The sequence below is a fragment of the Saccharopolyspora flava genome (assembly GCF_900116135.1).
Taxonomy (GTDB): Bacteria; Actinomycetota; Actinomycetes; order Mycobacteriales; family Pseudonocardiaceae; genus Saccharopolyspora; species Saccharopolyspora flava.
In genome coordinates, this window is record NZ_FOZX01000001.1 from 1 (window position 1) to 19,313 (window position 19,313).

Genomic DNA, 19,313 nt, shown 5'->3' on the forward strand with positions numbered 1-19,313 from the left:
GGGACTGCCCAGGCTTTGGTTGACACGCGGGGTTGAGTGGTGTCAGGCCGCTGTAGCGGCGGTGTAGATGGTCTCAAACTCGACTGGGGTGAGTTTGCCGAGGCGGCGTTGCCGTCGCCGGCGGTGGTATTTGGTCTCGATCCAGGACACGATCGCCAGCCGTAGTTCCTCCCGACTCTTCCAGCGTCTGGTGTTGAGAATGTTCTTCTGTAGTAAGGAAAAGAAGGACTCCATGGCGGCGTTGTCGCCGCAGGCGCCGACCCGACCCATGGAGCCGGTCAGCCCGTGCGAGCGAAGCAGACGCCCGTAGCTTCTGGATCGAAATTGACTGCCCCTGTCCGAATGCACGATCACGCCCTGCGGGTTGCGCAGGGCGATGGCGTTGCGTAACGCGGCCACGGCCAACGACGAGCGCATCCGGGGGCCGATCGAGTAGCCGACGATGCGGTTGGAGTAGCAGTCCTTGACCGCGCACAGGTACAGCTTGCCCTCGGCGGTGGAATGCTCTGTGATGTCTGTCAACCACTTGGTATTCGGTGCGGTAGCGGTGAAATCGCGGTCCACGAGGTCGTCGTGCACCGGCGGTCCGGCCTTCGGATTGCGTGCCTTTTTCTTGGCATGCAAGGAAAAAATCTTCTGCATCGAGCAGATCCGCCATACCCGGTTCTCCGAGGCCGCGAAGCCTCGCCGGGCGAGTTCGTCGGCGATGAACCGATACCCCTCGGTCGGATCATCGGAATGGATCTCGAGGGCGGCCTTGATCAGATGGGCGTCGTCCCAGTCGCGTTGCGAGACCGGGTCGGATTCCCACTGGTAGTAGGCCTGCCGGGAGATACCCAGCACCCTGCACGTCACCGCCACCGGCACCCTGATCGGGGCGTCGGCGGCGGCCAGGTCACGGACGAGCGGGAAAGCTATTTTCCCCGCAGAGCACCCTGGGACAAATACGCCGCGGCCTTACGCAGGACCTCGTTCTCCTGCTCCAGCAGCCGGTTGCGCTTGCGGAGTTCCCGCAGCTCAGCCGGCTCCTCACGAGTCACACCCTCACGGGTGCCCTCGGCGACCTCAGCGGCACGCATCCAGTTCTTCAGGCAACCGATCGAGATCCCGAAATCAGCGGCGACCTGCTTCAACGATGTCTCGCCACGACGGGCCACCGCGACCACGTCATCACGAAACTCCTGCGGGTAGGGCTTGGGCACGACGACATCCTTCCAAGCGAGGCCGAAGCCTCACACATCAGGTGTCAACCAAACCCTGGGCAGACCCATCTGGGATGAGGGTGGGTGGCCCTGTTATGCGTGAGCGACGTCCGAATGCTGCTGCCGAGGCGTTTTTGTTTGCTGTGTCCACGCGGTGTGCGTTCCCGACGTGTCGTACTCCTACGGTCGAGCTGACCGCCGATCGGCGGGCCGATAAGAACGTGCAGGCCGCCCATATCGTGCCGATTTCTCCGTCGATGCCGCGGTGGCGGCCGATGGACGCGGTTGTCCGGGACAACTACGTGAACCTGGTCTTGCTGTGCAAGGCGCATCACGACCTGGTGGACAAGAGTCCCCGCGCTCGCGAGTTCACCGAAGAGATGCTGCTGGAGTGGAAGGGGACGGCTGAGCACGAGTTGCGGGAGAAGTTCAAGGGAATTGACCGCTACAGCTACACCGAGATCCAGGACATGATCACGCTCGCCACGTCGCAGGGTACCGAGGTGATCATGTCGGGTATCGGTGAGCTTGGCACGAAGGTCGATTCGGCAACTGCCAAGGTTCTCACGGTGCTCTATGAGCAGTTCACCGACAAGCGCCGCGATTACGAGGTCGCGGCCATGCTGAACACTGCCTCTGAGCGGCTGGCCTCGGGAAACTTCGCTGATACCGTTCACACGCTCAACGGAGCTGTGGGCCGACTCGACAACTTTAGCGATGACGCAGGGCAGCTCAATGCGGGCGCTTCCATGCTGGAAAACTTCCCACTCCATGCCTTTCTCGCCGCGGCAAGTGACGCTAAGGAAGCTGCCGAGGCGATCGACAACACCTCGTTCGACACCGGCCCCGATACCCGCGAGCTCTCGCACGCCGTCGCTCATCAAGTCACGGCCACCCTGTCCGAGCGCGACGAGCGCCGGCCGACTTCTGAGCCGCAACGGTCAACACCAGCACCCGTGGAATCGAGCTTCGACACCAAGCACGTCTTCCTCACCGGCCTCGGACTCGGCGTCGTCCTGTGCGTGCTGCTCATCTGGGCCACCGTCTGGCTCACCCAAGGGCCGTAGGAGGCCCGTTCCATGGGTGCGGTCGTGGATACGCGGCGGTCAGGGTGAGTCCTACCCGAGCTGACGTACGTAGACAGCTCGGTGCTTGCCAGGCCCCTTGTAATCGGAGATCACGAAGATGCCGTTGACAGTGTGGTCACCGGCTACGTTGGCGAATCCGAGACGGGTCCGGGTGTGATCGGCGGGCGCGTTCTCGGGTTCGGACGTCAGATACAACCGTGTGCAGCTGCCATCGTGGCCTCACCACCCGGCATCACAGCAGGGCAAGCTGGCGCGTGCTATCTCGATCGGCATCGGACTGCAGGGGATTCTCCTGCTGCGTTCGGAAGTTCTCCGATCTTTGCTGGCGCGCCATCCCGTGACGCTCCTTGGCCTGCTCGACCAGTTGCAGGACTTCTCGCTGGTACCACTTCGGCGCATAGGCACCGTTGCAGTACAACCGCTCGTAGAGCGGCAGCAGATCCGGCCGCCGAGCACTCAGCCACTGTTGGAACCACTCGCGCGCACCCGAACGCAGGTGAAGCACGATCGGCGTCAGGTTCGTCGCGCCCGCCTCAGCGATCGCGGCCACCGTCTCGTCGATCTGCTCCGGCGAATCGCTGAGCCCCGGCAGGATCGGCGCCATTAGCACCGAACACCCGATACCCGCCTCCGTGAACCGGCGCACCACATCCAACCGGCGCAGCGGCGATGGCGTTCCCGGCTCCACTTCCCGCCACAGCGCCTCATTCACGGAACCCACCGAAACCGCGACGGAGACCTTGGCTACCTCGGCCGCCTCCGAGATCAGATCTAGATCACGCAGGATCAAGGTGCCTTTGGTGAGAATCGAGAACGGATTCGCACGGTCACGCAACGCCGCAATGATCTCCCTCATCAACCGGTAACGGCCCTCCGGCCGCTGATAAGGATCAGTATTGGTCCCCATCGCAATAGCCTCGCCACGCCAACCAGGCGCGGCGAGCTCCCTACGCAGCAACGCCCCGGCATTCACCTTCACCACGATCTTACTGTCGAAATCGTGGCCCGAATCCAGATCCAAATACTGATGAGTACGTCTCGCAAAACAATAAATGCAAGAATGGGTGCAACCCCTGAAAGGGTTGATCGTCCACCCGAACGGCACCCGCGCCTCCCCCGGCACCCGGTTGATGATCGACTTCGCCTGGATCTCAATCGCGTAGGCTTCATCCGAGCCCGCCTCGATCGGCACCGGATCCGGCAACCGCAGCCCCGCACGCGGACGCTGCTCCGGCGAGCCAGAGGCACCCTCAGACAAGCCCAAGGGCAGCTGGGGAGCGCCCATGGCTTCCTTCGGAGGCACCACCCGCTGACGTTCCCACCGCATGACTCAAGCCCTCATTCCTCAGTAGTTGGCGTCAGTATTGACAGGCGTGCGTGCAGCCGCGGTACGGGTTCACCGTCCACTGGAACGGCACCTGCGACTCCCCTGGCACCCGGTTGATGATCGACTTCGCCTGGATCTCGATCGCGAACGCGTCATCGGTCCCGGCCTCGATCGGCACGGGCTCGGGCAACTTCAACCCGGCCCGACCACTCCCACGCTGAACAGGCTCCGGCAGACCGAGCGGCAACTCCCCCACCCGACCTGCATCAACCCGCTGCTCTTCCCAACGCATACCCAGATTCGAACACAGATTCGACTCGCTGTCGAGCGGACACCCTTCCGCTCACCCTTTCGAGCGGCAAAGCAGGCAGCACAATGCCACCCGAGCGACGAACAGAAGAGAAAAGTGCCCTGAGTTCGCTACGCGACCTAGCGGAGCCAGCTACCGGCTAGTGATCTTGGTCGACCCTCTGATCACCTAAGCGGGCAAAGGAGGCATGATGCTGAGAAGGTAGGCGAGCTTCGACTGCGCGGACGTCGCGTCGATGAAGTAGCTGGGGTAGCGCTCCTTCACCACGTCGAGACTCGGAGCACCCACCAGAAGGACATCCGCTCGCCCCGTGGAGTGCTGCTGCTCCGCCTCCGCATCGCTGTACGCCTGGGCCGCGACCTTGCTGTCGTCGAACCGCCGAACCTCGGTCTTGCCCGCGTCCGGATAGCGCACGAGCAGGAACCACGTATCACTGGTGGTCATGCGAACGCCTCCTCCGTCAGCCAACGACGTACAACAGCTGTCGATTCCGACAGCATAGACGTATCCGCCTCCGCTGGAGCGACATCATTGTCCAGATGACAAAAGTAGTCACTCAGCTGACGGAAATAGTCAAGAGCCTGTCACGGAGCCAGCTCGTGCTTGATGTCGGTACCGAGAGTGGTGTCCCACTCCTCGACGAGCTCAGCCCACTGCTGCTGACGCCCCGTCCTGAGCTGGACTTCGACCTTGAAGTCATCCCGTCGACACCACAAGTGCAGTGCTCTGTACCCGCCTGCGTGCGGATTCTCGTTGTAGTCCCGAACCCCTTCCACTGTCATTTTCCGCGCGCCCTCGATGCAGGCTGCCACTACACCCACCGTTCGAAGATCCGGCAGGACCGCGCGACAACCCGCGATGTCCTGGATCTCGCTCAGACGCGCTTTGTCTCGAACCAGCTTGGCGACGATGCTGTCGTAACGCTTCAAACGCTGGACGACCAGACCGGCCTGGGAGTCACGACCTAGAGAACGTTTGACACAGGTTCCGAGTCCATTTCGCGTCTTCGCGAGCGACGAAGAGTGCATCGACCGCCAGCGCCTGACCAGCCGTTCATCCTCATCGAGCTGATCACCGTCCAGCACCAACGTGCCGGGTTCCAGACGCTTGCGGATCCGCCGTCCGGTTACGTTGAGTTGATTTTTCGACGGCGCATTCTCACTACCAGTCACTGATCGACTATCGCAGGTAGTCCAACCTGAGCGAATGCGGGGCAGCGAACCTCGCCGCCAAGATGGCGCACTGCATGCGCGAACTCGGAGAGCGCCGTGCCGCGGAGCGCTTCGCCCGCCGGTCCCTCGAGATGAGCGCCGAGTACGACCGCAGGAAGCTGTTCAACACCGCTTCGCTCGCCTCGATCCTCGCCACGAGGCAAACCAGCTACCGGAGCACCGGGTTCGGCAGACCTGAACGCCCGCCCGGGTTGGGCGGGCGTTCAGGGGTTCGGGGTCAGGGGCTGAGGACCACCACCGAGTTGTGGCCGCCCATGCCGAGGGAGGACTTGAGGGTGAGGCCGTCGGCGAGGGGTGTGGGGCCGTCGAGGAGGCGGGGGTGGCCGGTGGCGACCTTCGGCGGTGCCGGGAGGGTGCCTCGGTCGTGGGCCAGGGCGGTGGCGGCGAGCTCGACCGCTGAGGCCGCGCCCTGGCAGTGGCCGACGAGGGGTTTCACCGAGTACAGCTCGGCTTCCGGCGGGAACAGGGCGTCGAAGATCTCCGACTCGGCGCGGTCGCACTGGGCGGTGCCGGGACCGTGGGCGTTGAGGTAGCGCAGGTCCGAGCGGGAGACGCCCGCGTTGTCGAGGGCTTCCTCGAAGCAGCGGGTGACGTCGGTCAGGTCCGGGTCGATCGAGGTCACGTGGTGGGCGTCGTGGGACATCGCACCGCCGAGGACGTTCAGGTACGAGGCTCCGCCGCTGCGGGAGAGCACCATCGCCACCGATGCCTCGCCCATCGCGAAACCGCTGCTGCCCTCCTGGAAGGGCCGGCACACCTCGGGCGGTTCGGACTCGGTGAAGGCGACGCCGAGGCGCTCGAAGTGCAGCACGTTCTCCGGCGTCGCCGACACGTCCGTGGCCACGAACACGACGTCGTCGACGATGCCCGCGTCCAGCCAGGCCTTCGCCGTGAGCAGGCCCGCGTTGCCCGACGAGCACATCGCCGAGACGTTCATCGCCGGACCGTGGAAGTCGAACTCCTGCATCAGCAACGACATCGGCGTCGACGGCATCAGCCGCAGGTACTCGCGCTTGCTGAGGTCTCCCCCGCGCCGCAGGTAGAAGTCCTTCCACAGGTCCACTTCGCCGAGCACCACCGCGTGCAGCAGGCCGACGCGGCGGCCTTCGCGCCAGCCCCGGGCGCGGGCGTCGGCGATCGCCTCGCGGGCGGCGCCGCGCATCGCCCGCCCGAACCGGCTCGGACCGTCCGCGTCGTCACCGCCGGGCGGGACGGCGGCGACCCACGCCGCGCGGTCGCGGTCCTCGCCGTAGCCGTCGAGGAGGCTCGCCGCGTGCTTGCCGCCGAGCAGCCCCTCCCACAGCGGTTCGACTCCCCATCCGTAGCCGGTCACGGCACCGAGTCCGCGAACACCTAAACCGGACACCATGTCTCTCACCTCGCACGTCGCGACGGTTGCGCTTCCACGCAGACCGTCGCGGCGGCGAGGTGTTCCGCTACGCCCGGGTGACCGAGCCGATGGCGTCAGGACGGTCGGTTGGTCGTGGGGATCTCGATGTTGATCGGCTTGCCGTCGTTCAGGTAGATCAGCACCGCTTTGCGCAGGAACTCGTCGAACAGGAAGTAGGTCTCCTGCGATCCCGGGAAGTTCAGGCCGGTTTCGCGCGCGATGATGAACGGTCGCCAGAACGTCTCCAGCAGCGGCGACCACACCGGTTCGCGCGGGATCGACAGCCAGTCGGCGATCTGGTCGCCGAGGGTGTAGCGGGTGAAGGCCCCCAGCACGGGCCTGCTCAGCAGCGCGCCGTCGATCGGGGCGCCCAGGTCCAGCAGGATGTCGGCGAGGTTCACGCCCTCCGGTGTGGGAGCGAGGATCGGGGTGAGCACCTGGGCGGCCTGGTTGTTGGCCTCCTCCCAGGACGCCGGGATGTACTCGTCGCTGACGCCGAGCATGTGCCCGGTGACCTGCCACGAGTGCAGGTACGCCGCGGAATCCTCCGGCGCCACCGGCACTTCCCACTCGGTGAGCTTCTGCCGGACCGTGGTGGCCAGGCTGTGCCAGGTGACCATGATGTCGGCCTGGCTGATCGGGATGTCCTCCGGCGCCGCGGCGTTCCAGTGCGGCGACTGCGGCAGCAGGTGGCGCACACCCGCGTGCGTCAGGCGGGTTTTCACGCAGGTGACGGCCATCTCGCCGTCCGGGGAGTAGGCGTTGCGGGTGCCGATGTCGTAGCCGAGCTTGGCGGTCTTGGCGATGCGGTCCTTCATGTTCGCGCCGCCGTAGGAGTGGTAGACCGCCCGCGCCTCCTTCGGGATGACCGTGCTCATCATGCCGCTGGCCATGCCGTAGAGAACGCCGAGGTAGAGGCCGCGGCGCTCGTTGAAGTCGTAGGCCTGGCCGAGCTTGTCGAAGTCCGTCCACGCCGGGACCTGCCGGGCGTGCTCGATGAAGTCCCGCAGGTCGGCGGGAAGACCGTCGGGCAGCGGCTGACCGTTCTTGGTCCAGGCGCTCAGGATCTCGTTGACCCTGCTCACCTCGCCGCGCTCGAAGAGCCCCTCGACCACGGGATCTGCTTCCTCGTCCCACATCCAGCGCGGGTCCACGCCCGCGCCGCTGCCGGCCACCGATCCCTGCGCCGACCAGGTCCACGTCCGGCTCGCGTGAGCGGGTGCGGTGAATCCCAGCGCACCGAGCGCGCTGAGGGCCCCGCCGGAGAGCAATGCCTTGCGTCTGCTGAGTTCGTCCATGCCGCGCACTCCTCCTTGAGCGACGAGCGAACTGGTTGATACTCTGATACGCGTCTTGCTTCCTTGTATCAAGGACAGCACAGATCCGGACGAAACACCAGGCCCGGGACGAAAGAGGCGATTCGTGGATCCCGCACCACCGCTGGCGTCCGAGAACACGAAAACGCTGCTGGAGCGCGCGTTCTCCGACGCCGTCGACCAGGTCGACGACAGCGACGAGACCACCGCGCGCGTGCTCGACGGCGCCTACGAGCAGTTCTGCCGCACCGGCATCCGGCGGTCCACGATGGACGACGTCGCCAAGCGCGCCGGGGTCTCGCGGATCACCGTCTACCGCCGGTTCGCCAACAAGGACACGCTGGTCGAGCACGTGGTCCGGCGCGAGTTCCGCCGCTACTTCGACCGGTTCCTGCGCGACATCCGGCAGGCCCGGACCCTGGCCGAGCGGCTGGAGCTGGGCTTCGCCGGCTCGCTGCGCGCGATCCGCGAGAACCCGCTGATCGGCGGCCTGATGGAGGTCGAGCCGGACGTGGTGGTGCCGTCGATGATCAGCGACGGCGGCCGCACGATGGCCACGGTCAGCCGCTTCCTGGCCGAACGCCTGCGCATCGAGCAGCGCACCGGGCACGTCGCCGCCGAGGTCGACGTGGACCTGGTCGCGGAGATGATGGTGCGCGTGTCGACGTCGTTCCTGCTCACCCCGAGCGAGCTCATCGACCTCGACGACGAGCAGCAGGTCCGCGACATCGCCCGCCGCTTCCTGCTGCCCATGCTCGAACCACCTGCATGATCAACTCCGGACGGGGTTGCCCGCCAACACCTTTCGAACGTGCAGGATGATGTGCGCACGACACCCGGACAGCCCGAACCCGGACGGGGCAGGAAGGAACACGCGTGCGCGCCACCAACACCACGCCGCGGCGGAAGATCACGTGCGGCGAGCTCACCGCGGGCGACCTCTGGATCGGCCCCCGCCCCACCAACGAGACCCGCGCGATCACCGCCGTCACCCCCGGCCCGGCCGGCACGATCACGATCACCTGCGACGACGACACCACCCACACCCACCCCACCGACCACGAGATCACCATCGCCATGACCGGCGAGGAGTGACCGTCAGGCCGGTTCGACGATCTCGGCGACCAGGGTTCCCGCCCGCAGCAGCGCGATCGTCCGCCGCGCGATGGCGTCCAACCGGGCGTCCAGCGCGGCCAGCGAACGGCTCACGTCGCCCAGCTCCCGGATCGCGGTGATCACCTCGCGGACCTCCGGAACGCGGTAGCCGCCCTCGCGGAGGGCCGCGACGATCCGCGCTTCCCGGATGGCCGCGAGCCCGTAGCTGCGCGCCGTGCCGGCGCGGGTGACGATCCGGTCGGGTTCGACGAGCCCTTCGGCCTCCCAGAACCGGAGGGCGGAGGGCCGGACGCCCACCGCGTGCGCGAGCTGGGTGATCGTCATGCGGTCCGCGTCGTCCGCCTCGACATCGGATTCCTCCTCCGCCCGAACGGTTTCCAGGCCCCGGCGGGCGGCGAGTTCCCGCTCGCGCTCGCGGTTCAGCCCGGCGTGGGCGGACGCGACGAGCGCCGCACCGTCCGCGAGCGGCAGCGCGCGCAGGTCCCGCATCACGCGCCGGGCCTCCGCGGGGCCCACCGCGAACGCGAGATCGCGATAGGCGCGCAGCGACCGCACGTGCGCTCCGGAGAACGACCGGTACCCGTTGTCGCGCCGGGCCGCAGGCGGCAGAACTCCCTGTTGTTCCAGGTCACGCACCTGCTGGACGGAATACCCGGACGCCTCCGCGACGTCGCGCGTGCTCATCCCCGCCACGAACCCTCCAGAAGCACTTCAACCACATGCTTGAACCATGAGTGTGCAGCAGATCCTGGAGACCGTGCGCGCGTTCGACGGCGTGCTCGAACTAGCGCCGACCGAAGGCGGCGAGTTCCCCGAGATCGCCTGGGGCGACCACTTCTTCTACTACGCGCCGGACGGTGTCGTGCCGCAACGCGAACAGCCCTACGCCACGATCATCACCAAGAACTACCCCGGCGACGACCGGTGCGACCTCGACAAACCCGATCGGCAGCGGTGGAACATCCACGTGGGCAGGGCGATGTTCACCGAACTCACCGGGGAAGATCCGCGCAGCGAAGCGGCGGAGCGGGATCTCACCGCGACCGACGTCGTCTTCGGGCACCCCCTGTACCGCGCGCAGGGCTGGGTGTCGATCATCAATCCCGGTGTTCGCACGCATGCCCTCGCGATCCGGCTCCTCCGTCAGGCGCACGAGGACGCCCGGCAGCGCCGGGCCTGACGGCGGGCCGTTGTCGGGGTGGGGTCGTACATTTCCGGCATGGAAGTGCACACGACGAACTACCGCGACACGTTCATCGAGGTGGCCGCCGATTGTCCGGTGGCGCAGGCGGAGGAGCCGCCGTTGCGGGCGTCGCCCTCGGTGGCGCGCGTCCAGTTCGACATGCTGGTCGACGCGCCGTACCGGTACACCTCCGACGACGTGGTCTACGAGTCGCAGGGGCGGCGCAAGGGGCTGAGCCGCGAGGAGTTCTTCGCGAAGGGCCAGCCGTGCCTGCGGGCATCGCCGCTGACCAAGCGCTACGGCTGGGGCGTGCACAGCGATGCGCGCGGCCGCATCGCCCTCGTGCCTGCCGGATCGCCGGAGTACCGCCGGTTCGCCGACGACCCGGACCTCGCCCACGTCACGGCCGTGCGCTCCCGGCGTTAGGAGGACGTCGTGCTGGTCTACTCGATGACGGTGTCGGTCGACGGGTTCATCAACGGCCCGGCCGGGGAGCTCACCTGGAGCGCGCCGAGCGAGGAGGTGTTCCGGTTCCACCTCGACCGGACCCGCGAGCTCGGCGGATACCTGTGCGGCCGCGGGGTGTACGAGGCCATGCTGGTGTGGGAGACCGATCCGTCGATGCGCTCCGACGAGCACACCGACGCCTTCGCCGACGTCTGGTGCGCGCTGCCCAAGGTCGTCTTCAGCCGCACGCTCGACCGCGTCGAGGGCAACGCGCGGCTCGCCGAGCGACCGCTGGCCGACGAGGTCTCCGCGCAGGCGGCCTCGACGGAGCTCGACGTCGCGATCGGGGGCGCGACCCTGGCCGCGCAAGCCGTGCAGCAGGGCCTGGTCGAGGACCTGCGCGCGTTCCGCTACCCCATCGCCCTCGGCGGTGGCACGCCGTTCCTGCCACCGGTCACCCTCGGGCTCGACCTGGCCGAGACGCGGAGCTTCGACAACGGCGTGATCTACGAGCACTACCGGGTCAGGCCAGCCAGCCCCGCAGCGTCCGCATCATGACCTCCTCGTACTGAGCCGCGGGGTCGAGCCCTTCGGGCAGGTTGCCCTGGAGTTCGAGGGTGACCAGGCCGTGGACGATGGCCCACAGCCCCATCGCGACCGTGCTCGCCTCGCCGTCGACGACGCCCTGCTCGATCGCGACGCCGACCATCTCCGCCAGCGGCGTGAAGTTGCCCAGGGACTCGCGCTTGGCGTCCTCGTCCGGCTCGAAATCGGGCATGGGGCGGGAGAACAGCACCGCGTAGAGGTTCGGGTTGGCCACCGCGAACTCGCGGTAGGCCAGGCCCAGCCTGCGCAGGTCGTCGGCCGGGTCGTCGCTGCGCTCCACGCTCGCCAGCCGCTCGCCGAAGCGCCGCGACGCCTCCAGGAACACCGCGCGGATCAGCTCCGACTTGCCGCCGAACAGCGAGTACACCGCCGAGGTCGAGGTGCCCGCGTCGGCGGCCAGACGTCTCAGCGACAGCGACGTCGGCCCCTCCTCGGCCAGCAGTCGTCCCGCTTCCTCGATCAGTCGGTCGCGCAGCTTCTCGTCGTGAATCTTCGGCCTGGGCACTTGCCCATCATACCGTAACGGTGTTTCATAACAGTGTTCGCAAACTCGGCGCGTGAAGGAGCGCACGATGGCAAAGATCGACCGAGGACGATGGACCGCGAACCTGGACGAGCACGACGGCGTGGTGCTGTTCCTGATCGGCATGCGCATCAACAAGCCCTGGCGGATCGACCACTGGTTGTGGATGTTCGCCGCGATGGGCGGCATGCTCACCCACCTCGCCAAGCACCCCGAACGCGGAATGATCAAGGCGCGCAACTGGTTCGGGCGCACCACCATGCAGGTCGGCTACTGGCGCAGCGTCGAGGACCTGATGCGCTTCGCCGCCGACGACGACGCGCCGCACCGGCCGGCCTGGCGCCGCTTCTACCAGCGGCTCGCCAAGTCCGGCTCGGTCGGCATCTGGCACGAGACCTACGTGGTCGCACCCGGCAGCGCCGAGTCCGTCTACGTGAACATGCCCGCGTTCGGGTTGGCCGAGGCGACCGAGAAGGTCCGCGTCACGCGGCGCACCGGCAGCGCGAAGCAGCGGCTCGGCGCCCCGGCCTACTGAGTCATCCCCGCTGGATCATCCGCGCAGGGCCGCCGCGATGGTGTCGGCGATGGGCGTGGTGGGGCGGCCGATCAGGCGCGAGAGATCACCCGTGCCGCCCTGCAGGAGCCCCTTGGCGATCGCCGAGACGTCCACGTCGACCAGGACGTCGGCGAAGCCGTCCGGGACACCGGCGCCGGTGAGGATGCCCTTGAGGGTCTCCGGCGGGACGTCGCTGCAGGTGACGGTCTTGCCGGACTGGCGGGAGAGCTCAGCGGCGTACTCGGGCAGCGTCCAGGCCTGGTCGCCGCTGAGCTCGTAGCTGCGGTTGTCGTGCCCGGATCCGGTCAGCACCGCGACCGCGGCCTCGGCGTAGTCCTGGCGGGTCGCCGAACCGACCTTGCCGCCGCCCGCGCTGCCGACCACGCCGTGCTGCAGCTGGGTCGGGATCTGGCTCGTGTAGTTCTCGCTGTACCAGCCGTTGCGCAGGAACGTCCAGGTCAGGCCCGAGTCGAGGATGGCCTGCTCGGTGGCCTTGTGGTCGTCGGCGAGCAGGAAGTCGGCGTTCGGGCCGCCGAGCACGCCGGTGTAGACGATCCTGGCCACGCCCGCCTCCGCCGCCGCGTCGATCACCGCGCGGTGCTGCGGGATCCGCTTGCCGACGTCGGGGCTGGAGATCAGCAGCACGACGTCGCCGTCGTTGAACGCCTCGCTGAAGGTGTCGGGCGTGTCGTAGTCGGCGATGCGCAGCTCGACGCCGCGCGCCGCCAGCTCGGCGGCCTTGGCCGCGTTCCGGACCACCACCGCGACCTCGTCCGCGGGGACCTTCCGCAGCAGGCCCTCCACCACCAGCGATCCCAGGTTCCCGGTGGCCCCGGTGACGACGATGCTCATGTTCTCCACCTTCCAGTCGTGCGCGATGCGCTTCGGACCGACGGTAGCCGTGTCACTAACTTCTGGTTAGTACCCACTTTGAAGTAAGGTAGTGGCATGCCGGTAAGCAACGAGGTCACCACCACCGAGCGGCCGGATGTGAACGCCGCGAACTGCCCCTCGCGCAGCGTGCTCGAGCACATCACGAGCCGCTGGGGCGTGCTCGTCCTCGCCGCCCTGTTGGAGGACGGGCGCCGGTTCAGCGAACTGCGCCGCCTCATCGGTGGGGTGAGCGAGAAGATGCTGGCCCAGACGCTGCAGACCCTCGAACGGGACGGTTTCGTGCACCGCGAAGCACACCCGGTCATCCCCCCGCGCGTGGACTACTCGTTGACCGAGCTGGGTGAGCAGGCCGCGCGCCTGGTCGCCGGGCTCGCCCGGTGGTCCGAAGCGCACGTGACCGACGTGCTCACCGCGCGGGCCGGCTACGACGACCGGAGCTGACCGACCGGGTTCGCCGATCCCGGGAGAGCGACCCGCATAATTGCCCGGTGACCGAGCCACCCGAGATCCCCGGACGTCGGCCTCGCCATCGACAGCCGGGACAGGGCGCGTGGCAGCCGCCAGCTCCGCAGCAGCCCGGCCGCCGGCCACCCCAGCCTCCCCGCGAGAACCAGCCCCCGCGCGCTCCCGGGCAAGCACCGCGCGACCCCCGGCAGGCCCCGCCGCAACGTCCGGAGACGCAACGTCCGGAGACGCAGCGGCAGGAGACGCAGCGCGCACGCCCGCCGCGTCCCCAGCCCGCTCCCCCGGACCCCGCGCCGGAACCGCCGGAGGAACCGCGCTCCCACCACCGCCGCGAGGAACCCGCCGGACACGGCCACGGTCATGGCCACGGGCACACCCCGGCCGCGCCCGCGTCGAAGCAGGTCAAGCGGCTGCTGGCGTTCCTGCTGATCCCGTTCGCGGTCGCCGCCGTCGTCGGCATCGCCGTGCTCTACCCGTGGGGACACCACCAGAAGACCGGCGCCGACCTCGGGTTCGGGCAGTACCCGGTCAACGGCGAGGTCGTCGCCGCCCGGAGCGCCTCCTGCAACGAAGGCGAGTCCGGTTCGGACTGCGTCCAGCTCTCCGTGAAGATGCAGGACGGTCCCCGGCCGAACCAGACCATCGACCAGCTCATGCCCACCGACCCGGGCACGCCGCGCTTCGCCGTCGGCGACCAGGTCGTGCTCTCCTACGCGGGCGACAACCCCGACGAACCGACGTCGTTCCAGGTCGTGGACTTCCAGCGCGGCACCCCGCTGATGGTGCTGGCGCTGGTGTTCGCCGCCGCCGTCCTCGTGCTCGGTCGCTGGCAGGGACTGGCCGCACTCGTCGGCCTCGGGCTGAGCCTGGTGATGCTGGTCGGGTTCGTGCTGCCGGCGATCCTCGCCGGGCAGAACCCGCTGCTGGTAGCGGTCGTCGGTGCCGGGCTGATCATGTTCGTGGTGCTCTACCTGACCCACGGGTTCTCCGCGCGCACCTCCACCGCCGTGCTCGGCACGATGCTGAGCCTGGCGCTCATCGGGGGTCTGAGCACCGTCTTCTCCGCCGCCACCAGCCTGACCGGGCTCGACGAGGACACCTCCAGCCTGATGGGGGCGCTCGGCGCGCCCATCGACGCGCGCGGGCTGCTGCTGGCCGGGATCGTCATCGGCGCGCTCGGCGTCCTCGACGACGTCACCGTCACCCAGACCAGCGCCGTCTGGGAGCTCCGTGCCGCGAACCCGACGCTGACCTGGCGGCAGCTCTACGGCGCGGGCCTGCGCATCGGCCGCGACCACGTGTCCTCGGCGGTCAACACCCTGGTGCTGGCCTACGCGGGTGCGGCGCTGCCGATGCTGCTGGCCTACACGCTGTCCGGCCGGACCTTCGGCGAGATCGTCAGCTCGCAGGCCGTGGCGCAGGAGGTCGTGCGCACCCTCGCCGGCAGCGTCGGCCTCGTCGCGGCCGTGCCCATCACCACCGCCATCGCCGCGCTGGTCGCCAGCCAGGAACCCGCCGGACGACCCGGCGAGGCCGGTGCGCCACGGGCGAAGCGGCGCCGCAGCGCCGCGAGAACAGGTGGTGAATAGGGCTGCGCGACGGCCCCGAGCTGCCGCAGACTGACGGCATGTCCACGCCGTTACCCGCGTTCGGCGACGTCCTGAGCGCGCCCGCCCGGGTCGTCGGCGGGCTGACGTCCCTCGGCGGAGCGGTGCTCCGCGAGGCGACGGCCGTCCTCGCCGCGATCCACGCCCTGCCCCGCCTGGTGGTCGCCCTGGAGCGGCTCGGTCCGCTCGCCGACACGCTCGGCGAGACCCGCGACGCCCTGCGCGAGCTCGCCGACAGCGGCCACGACCTCGGGCCCACGACCGACCAGCTCCGCTTCCTGCACGAGCAGGTCGTCCAGCTGGCCTGCGACCTGCGTGCCCTCGAACCCGACGTCGAGAACCTCGGCAAGACCACGGCCCGGCTCGACCAGACCGCCACCCTGCTCATCGAAGCCCTCGACCGGGCCTGAACCGCGCTCCCGGCGAGGTCAGAGCGCGGCGACGAACTGGGCGACGGCCTCCGGTTGCAGCCGCTGCGCCATGCGGCCCTGCGGCGCCAGCGAGGCGAGCTGGTAGAGCGGCCGGTTCGGCGGGGCTTCGCCCCGGGCCTCGGCGCGGAGCTGGGCGACGACCAGCTGCGAGAGCACCAGGGCCCGGGTGTCGGCGTTGCCCGCGAGGACGTCGGCGAGGCGGCGCAGCGAGTAGACGCCCAGCTCACGACCGCCCGTCCCGGCGTACATGGCCAGCGCGACGCTGATCGCCTTGCCCTTCGGCGCGCCCCCGATGAGCACGTTGACGGTGCGCGCGCCGCGCATGTCGGTGACGAACAGCTCCAGCCGCGTCGCCGCGCGCACGTCGACCACCCGGCTGCCCAGGGCGCGCGCCACCACCTCGTGGCCGCGCAGCGTGATGGTCTTGCGCGACTCGGTCCAGGCCAGCAGCAGCAGCGGCACGGCCACGATCACCAGCGTCGTCAGGAACCCGACGGGCCCCGCGAACAGGCTGACGACGCCGCCGAACGCGGCGGCCACGATGACCGCCGCGATCGCCACGTTGCGGGCCCGGACCCGCACGGTGCGCCGGTCCAGCAGGTCCAGCGGCACCGTCTCGACGTCGCTCATCGGCTCTCCGCGACCGCCGCGCGCACCTCGTCGACCAGCGATTCCAGCGACACCGCGCGCTGCTCGCCGGTGGCCAGCTCCTTGAGCTGGGCGCTGCCCGACTCCAGGTCGCGCTCGCCCAGGACCAGCGCGAACCGGGCGCCCGAGCGGTCGGCGGCCTTCATCGCACCCTTGAGGCCCTTGCCGCCGTAGGCGAGGTCGACGCGCACGCCGTGCGCCCGCAGCCCACCGGCCGCGGCGACCAGCCTGGTCTTGGCGGTCTCGCCCATCGGCACGCAGTAGACGTCGCAGCGCGCCAGGTCACCGACCGACAGGCCCTCGGCCTGGCAGGCCAGCAGCGTGCGGTCCACGCCGAGCCCGAACCCGATGCCCGACAGCTCCTGACCGCCGAGCTCGGCCATCAGCCCGTCGTAGCGGCCACCGCCGCCGATGCCGGACTGCGCGCCGAGCCCGTCGTGAACGAACTCGAAGGTCGTCTTCGTGTAGTAGTCGAGGCCGCGCACCAGCCGCGGGTTCTCCACGAACGCCACGCCCAGGTCCACCAGGTGCGCCTTGACCGCCTCGTAGTGCTCCTTGGCCTCGGTCGAGAGGTGATCGACCATCAGCGGCGCGTCGGCGACCATCTCGCGGACCTCGGGCCGCTTGTCGTCGAGCACCCGCAGCGGGTTGAGCTCGGCGCGGCGCTGGGTGTCCTCGTCCAGCGGCAGCCCGCGCAGGAACTCCTGCAGCTTCGCCCGGTACGCCGGGCGGCAGGTGTTGTCGCCCAGCGAGGTCAGCTCGATGCGGTGCCCGGTCAGGCCCAGCCGCCGGTAGCCCTCGTCGGCGATGGCGATGACCTCGGCGTCCAGCGCCGGGTCGTCCACGCCGATCGCCTCGACCCCGACCTGCTGCAGCTGCCGGTAGCGACCGGCCTGCGGGCGCTCGTAGCGGAAGAACGCGCCGCTGTAGTACAGCTTCACCGGCAGCTGGCCCCGGTCGAGACCGTTCTCGATGACCGAGCGCATGACACCGGCCGTGCCCTCCGGCCGCAGCGTCACCGACCGGCCGCCGCGGTCGGCGAAGGTGTACATCTCCTTGCTGACCACGTCGGTCGACTCGCCGACACCGCGGGCGAACAGCGAGGTGTCCTCGAACAACGGCAGCTCGATGTAGCCGTACCCGGCGCGGCGGGCGGCGTCGGCCAGGGTCTCGCGGACGGCGAGGAAGCCCGCCGAATCCGGCGGGAAGTACTCCGGGATGCCCTTGGGGGCGTTGAACGTGCTCATCTGATGTGCGATTCGTCCTCGTCAGTGGGAAGCGCCGGGCGCGGGGAGTTCCTGCAGGAACGGGTTGCCCGCGCGCTCGCGCCCGATGGTGGTGGTGGGTCCGTGGCCCGGCAGCACGACGGTCTCGTCGTCCAGCGGCAGCACCTTGGTGCTCAGCGACTCGAGCATCCGGCCGTGGTCGCCGCCGGGCAGATCGGTGCGCCCGATGGCGCCGGCGAAGAGGGTGTCGCCGGACAGCACGAGCCGCCCGCCCTCCTCGGTGCCGACGCCGAACAGCACCGACCCGCCGGTATGGCCCGGGGTGTGGGTGACCTCGAAGCTCAGCCCGGCCAGCTCCAGCACATCGCCCTCGGCGATCTCGCGGACCTCGGCCGGTTCGGAACCGGTCATGCCGTCGCCGAACAGCTGGCGGCCCGCGGGCCCCAGCGCCGCGCCCGGGTCGGCGAGCATGAACCGGTCGTCCGGGTGGATGTGGGCGGGCACGTCGTGCTCGGCGCAGATCGTCGCGGCCGAGAGCACGTGGTCGAAGTGCCCGTGGGTGAGCAGCACCGCGGCGGGCGTGAGCCGGTGCTTGGCCAGCTGCTCGTTCAGCGGCTCGACGGCATCCTGACCTGGGTCGACGACCACGCACGGCTCGCCCTCGCCGCGCGCGAGCACGTAGCAGTTCGCCTGCAGCGGTCCGACCGGGAACCCGAGGACAAGCACGTCAGATGGGCCTTTCGTCGAGGATGGGCGAACCCCAGGTTATCGTCCGCCGCCGATCCGCCTGCGCACACCGGCGTGGGCTCTCAGGAAGCGCTCCCGGGGCACCTCATAAACTCGCCGGACAACATCAGATCATGAAGTGCGGGGAGGGGAGCAAGTGCCCAGCAACGAGCAGCGGCGGCAAGCGGCCAAGCGCAAGCTCGAGCGCCAGATGGAGCGGCGCGAGCAGCAGGCCAAGCGACGCCGGGTGATCACCATCGGAGTGACGATCGTCGTGGTCGTCGCGGTCGTGATCGGGGTCTTCTACTTCAGCCGCAGCGGCGACGAGCCCGCAGCTCAGCAGCCGCCGCAGCCGCAGGTCAACATCCCCACCGAGCTCGCCCCGCCGCCCGCGCGCCCGGCGCCGCTGGCCGACCCGGTCTCGTGCACCTACCGCCCGGACGGCCAGGCCAGCAAGCCGGTGCAGCCGCCGGCCAACGGCGAGGTCACCTCGAAGGGCACCGTGCAGGCCACCATCGACACCAACCAGGGCGCCATCCCGCTGACCCTGGACCGGTCGCTGGCGCCGTGCACCGTCAACAGCTTCATCAGCCTGGCCAAGCAGTCGTTCTACGACGGGACGAACTGCCACCGGATCAGCACCGAGGGCCTGCAGATGCTGCAGTGCGGTGACCCGACCGGGCAGGGCTCCGGCGGTCCCGGCTACGCCTTCGACGACGAGACGTTCCCGGAGCTGAAGTACGGCCGCGGCTACCTGGCGATGGCGAACTCGGGTCCGAACACCAACGGCAGCCAGTTCTTCATGGTCTTCGGCGACGCGCAGCTCTCGCCGGACTACACGGTCTTCGGCACGATCTCGCCGGAGGGCCTGAAGGTCATCGACGACGTCGCCCGCGCGGGCCACGACGGCGCCTTCGACTCCTCCGCCGGCGGCGGCCACCCCAACAAGAAGGTCACCTTCAACAAGATCACCGTCCAAGCCTGACCCGCCACGCGGACCCGGCACGCGGACCCGGCACG

24 protein-coding genes are annotated in these 19,313 nt (G+C 68.9%); 11 read left to right on the forward strand and 13 right to left on the reverse strand.

The genetic code is table 11. The annotated features are described in order from the left end of the window. Positions 1 to 42: 42 nt before the first annotated feature. Positions 43 to 1,202 (reverse strand): IS3 family transposase gene (locus BM424_RS00005; RefSeq protein ID WP_093412644.1). Its coding sequence is split into 2 segments (ribosomal slippage): positions 43 to 927 and positions 930 to 1,202, totalling 1,158 coding nucleotides; the frame shifts between segments, so codons are not numbered across the junction. A gap of 95 nt (positions 1,203 to 1,297) precedes the next feature. On the opposite strand from BM424_RS00005, the gene BM424_RS00010 reads away from it, so the two are divergent. Further along, positions 1,298 to 2,269, forward strand: a complete 972-nt coding sequence (locus BM424_RS00010; protein WP_139273972.1) for an HNH endonuclease — start codon at positions 1,298 to 1,300, stop codon at positions 2,267 to 2,269. Between the two features lie 253 nt (positions 2,270 to 2,522). On the opposite strand, the gene BM424_RS00015 is transcribed toward BM424_RS00010, so the two are convergent. The 6 genes from BM424_RS00015 to BM424_RS00045 form a co-directional block, all read right to left on the reverse strand. Continuing rightward, complete coding sequence (locus tag BM424_RS00015) at positions 2,523 to 3,575, reverse strand: Rv2578c family radical SAM protein (RefSeq protein ID WP_245775506.1); 1,053 nt, start codon at positions 3,573 to 3,575, stop codon at positions 2,523 to 2,525. 73 nt (positions 3,576 to 3,648) lie between these two features. Beyond that, on the reverse strand, positions 3,649 to 3,909 hold the full coding sequence (locus BM424_RS00020) for a radical SAM family protein (RefSeq protein WP_245775507.1): 261 nt from the start codon (positions 3,907 to 3,909) through the stop codon (positions 3,649 to 3,651). 186 nt (positions 3,910 to 4,095) lie between these two features. Next, entirely contained in the window at positions 4,096 to 4,371 is a 276-nt protein-coding gene (locus BM424_RS00025; protein WP_093412652.1) for a hypothetical protein, read from the reverse strand. A 140-nt stretch (positions 4,372 to 4,511) separates the two neighbouring features. Beyond that, positions 4,512 to 5,099, reverse strand: a complete 588-nt coding sequence (locus BM424_RS00030; RefSeq protein WP_139273973.1) for a RelA/SpoT domain-containing protein — start codon at positions 5,097 to 5,099, stop codon at positions 4,512 to 4,514. Between the two features lie 277 nt (positions 5,100 to 5,376). Continuing rightward, on the reverse strand, positions 5,377 to 6,528 hold the full coding sequence (locus BM424_RS00040; RefSeq protein WP_175547880.1) for a beta-ketoacyl synthase N-terminal-like domain-containing protein: 1,152 nt from the start codon (positions 6,526 to 6,528) through the stop codon (positions 5,377 to 5,379). 95 nt (positions 6,529 to 6,623) lie between these two features. Further along, positions 6,624 to 7,847: an oxygenase MpaB family protein gene (locus tag BM424_RS00045; RefSeq protein WP_093412659.1), complete on the reverse strand. Its 1,224-nt coding sequence runs from the start codon at positions 7,845 to 7,847 to the stop codon at positions 6,624 to 6,626. A 124-nt stretch (positions 7,848 to 7,971) separates the two neighbouring features. Here BM424_RS00045 and BM424_RS00050 point away from each other — a divergent pair, with 124 nt between their 5' ends. Together BM424_RS00050 and BM424_RS00055 are read left to right on the forward strand one after the other, a co-directional pair. Continuing rightward, the gene (locus BM424_RS00050) at positions 7,972 to 8,637 is read left to right on the forward strand and encodes a TetR/AcrR family transcriptional regulator (RefSeq protein ID WP_093412662.1); all 666 of its coding nucleotides are present in this window, start codon (positions 7,972 to 7,974) and stop codon (positions 8,635 to 8,637) included. Positions 8,638 to 8,741: 104 nt separating this feature from the next. Then, positions 8,742 to 8,960, forward strand: coding sequence for a hypothetical protein (locus BM424_RS00055; RefSeq protein ID WP_093412664.1), 219 nt, complete (start codon positions 8,742 to 8,744; stop codon positions 8,958 to 8,960). 3 nt (positions 8,961 to 8,963) lie between these two features. Here BM424_RS00055 and BM424_RS00060 read toward each other — a convergent pair whose 3' ends face one another. Beyond that, entirely contained in the window at positions 8,964 to 9,665 is a 702-nt protein-coding gene (locus BM424_RS00060) for a MerR family transcriptional regulator (RefSeq protein ID WP_093412667.1), read from the reverse strand. A gap of 46 nt (positions 9,666 to 9,711) precedes the next feature. Between BM424_RS00060 and BM424_RS00065 the strand changes: the two genes are divergently transcribed. Genes BM424_RS00065 through BM424_RS00075 form a run of 3 tightly spaced genes read left to right on the forward strand, consistent with a single transcriptional unit; the run spans position 9,712 to position 11,169 of the window. Then, complete coding sequence (locus tag BM424_RS00065; RefSeq protein ID WP_093412670.1) at positions 9,712 to 10,161, forward strand: DUF6194 family protein; 450 nt, start codon at positions 9,712 to 9,714, stop codon at positions 10,159 to 10,161. A 39-nt stretch (positions 10,162 to 10,200) separates the two neighbouring features. Next, positions 10,201 to 10,590, forward strand: a complete 390-nt coding sequence (locus tag BM424_RS00070; protein WP_093412672.1) for a DUF6157 family protein — start codon at positions 10,201 to 10,203, stop codon at positions 10,588 to 10,590. Between the two features lie 9 nt (positions 10,591 to 10,599). Beyond that, on the forward strand, positions 10,600 to 11,169 hold the full coding sequence (locus tag BM424_RS00075; RefSeq protein ID WP_093412675.1) for a dihydrofolate reductase family protein: 570 nt from the start codon (positions 10,600 to 10,602) through the stop codon (positions 11,167 to 11,169). Here BM424_RS00075 and BM424_RS00080 read toward each other — a convergent pair. Continuing rightward, positions 11,135 to 11,722, reverse strand: a complete 588-nt coding sequence (locus BM424_RS00080) for a TetR/AcrR family transcriptional regulator (RefSeq protein WP_093412677.1) — start codon at positions 11,720 to 11,722, stop codon at positions 11,135 to 11,137. The two genes, BM424_RS00075 and BM424_RS00080, sit on opposite strands and share 35 nt — an antisense overlap. A gap of 67 nt (positions 11,723 to 11,789) precedes the next feature. On the opposite strand from BM424_RS00080, the gene BM424_RS00085 reads away from it, so the two are divergent. Next, positions 11,790 to 12,275, forward strand: coding sequence for a DUF4188 domain-containing protein (locus BM424_RS00085; RefSeq protein WP_093412680.1), 486 nt, complete (start codon positions 11,790 to 11,792; stop codon positions 12,273 to 12,275). 15 nt (positions 12,276 to 12,290) lie between these two features. Here BM424_RS00085 and BM424_RS00090 read toward each other — a convergent pair whose 3' ends face one another. Next, complete coding sequence (locus tag BM424_RS00090) at positions 12,291 to 13,148, reverse strand: SDR family oxidoreductase (RefSeq protein ID WP_093412683.1); 858 nt, start codon at positions 13,146 to 13,148, stop codon at positions 12,291 to 12,293. Between the two features lie 96 nt (positions 13,149 to 13,244). On the opposite strand from BM424_RS00090, the gene BM424_RS00095 reads away from it, so the two are divergent. From BM424_RS00095 to BM424_RS00105, 3 genes are read left to right on the forward strand one after another with little or no spacing between them, the layout of a single operon-like run. Then, positions 13,245 to 13,631, forward strand: coding sequence for a winged helix-turn-helix transcriptional regulator (locus tag BM424_RS00095; protein WP_093412685.1), 387 nt, complete (start codon positions 13,245 to 13,247; stop codon positions 13,629 to 13,631). Positions 13,632 to 13,678: 47 nt separating this feature from the next. Continuing rightward, a complete protein-coding gene (locus BM424_RS00100) occupies positions 13,679 to 15,244 on the forward strand; it encodes a YibE/F family protein (RefSeq protein WP_245775508.1) in 1,566 nt (521 codons plus the stop codon). A 38-nt stretch (positions 15,245 to 15,282) separates the two neighbouring features. Next, entirely contained in the window at positions 15,283 to 15,672 is a 390-nt protein-coding gene (locus BM424_RS00105; RefSeq protein WP_093412688.1) for a hypothetical protein, read from the forward strand. Between the two features lie 18 nt (positions 15,673 to 15,690). On the opposite strand, the gene BM424_RS00110 is transcribed toward BM424_RS00105, so the two are convergent. Genes BM424_RS00110 through BM424_RS00120 form a run of 3 tightly spaced genes read right to left on the reverse strand, consistent with a single transcriptional unit; the run spans position 15,691 to position 18,293 of the window. Further along, positions 15,691 to 16,323 (reverse strand): hypothetical protein, encoded by a 633-nt coding sequence (locus tag BM424_RS00110; RefSeq protein ID WP_093412690.1) that lies wholly within the window; start codon positions 16,321 to 16,323, stop codon positions 15,691 to 15,693. Then, entirely contained in the window at positions 16,320 to 17,588 is a 1,269-nt protein-coding gene (hisS, locus tag BM424_RS00115) for a histidine--tRNA ligase (protein ID WP_093412693.1), read from the reverse strand. Before hisS ends, BM424_RS00110 begins: the two co-directional genes overlap by 4 nt. A gap of 21 nt (positions 17,589 to 17,609) precedes the next feature. Continuing rightward, complete coding sequence (locus BM424_RS00120; protein ID WP_093412696.1) at positions 17,610 to 18,293, reverse strand: MBL fold metallo-hydrolase; 684 nt, start codon at positions 18,291 to 18,293, stop codon at positions 17,610 to 17,612. Positions 18,294 to 18,450: 157 nt separating this feature from the next. Here BM424_RS00120 and BM424_RS00125 point away from each other — a divergent pair, with 157 nt between their 5' ends. Further along, entirely contained in the window at positions 18,451 to 19,278 is an 828-nt protein-coding gene (locus tag BM424_RS00125; protein WP_093412698.1) for a peptidylprolyl isomerase, read from the forward strand. The last annotated feature ends 35 nt before the right edge of the window (positions 19,279 to 19,313 follow it).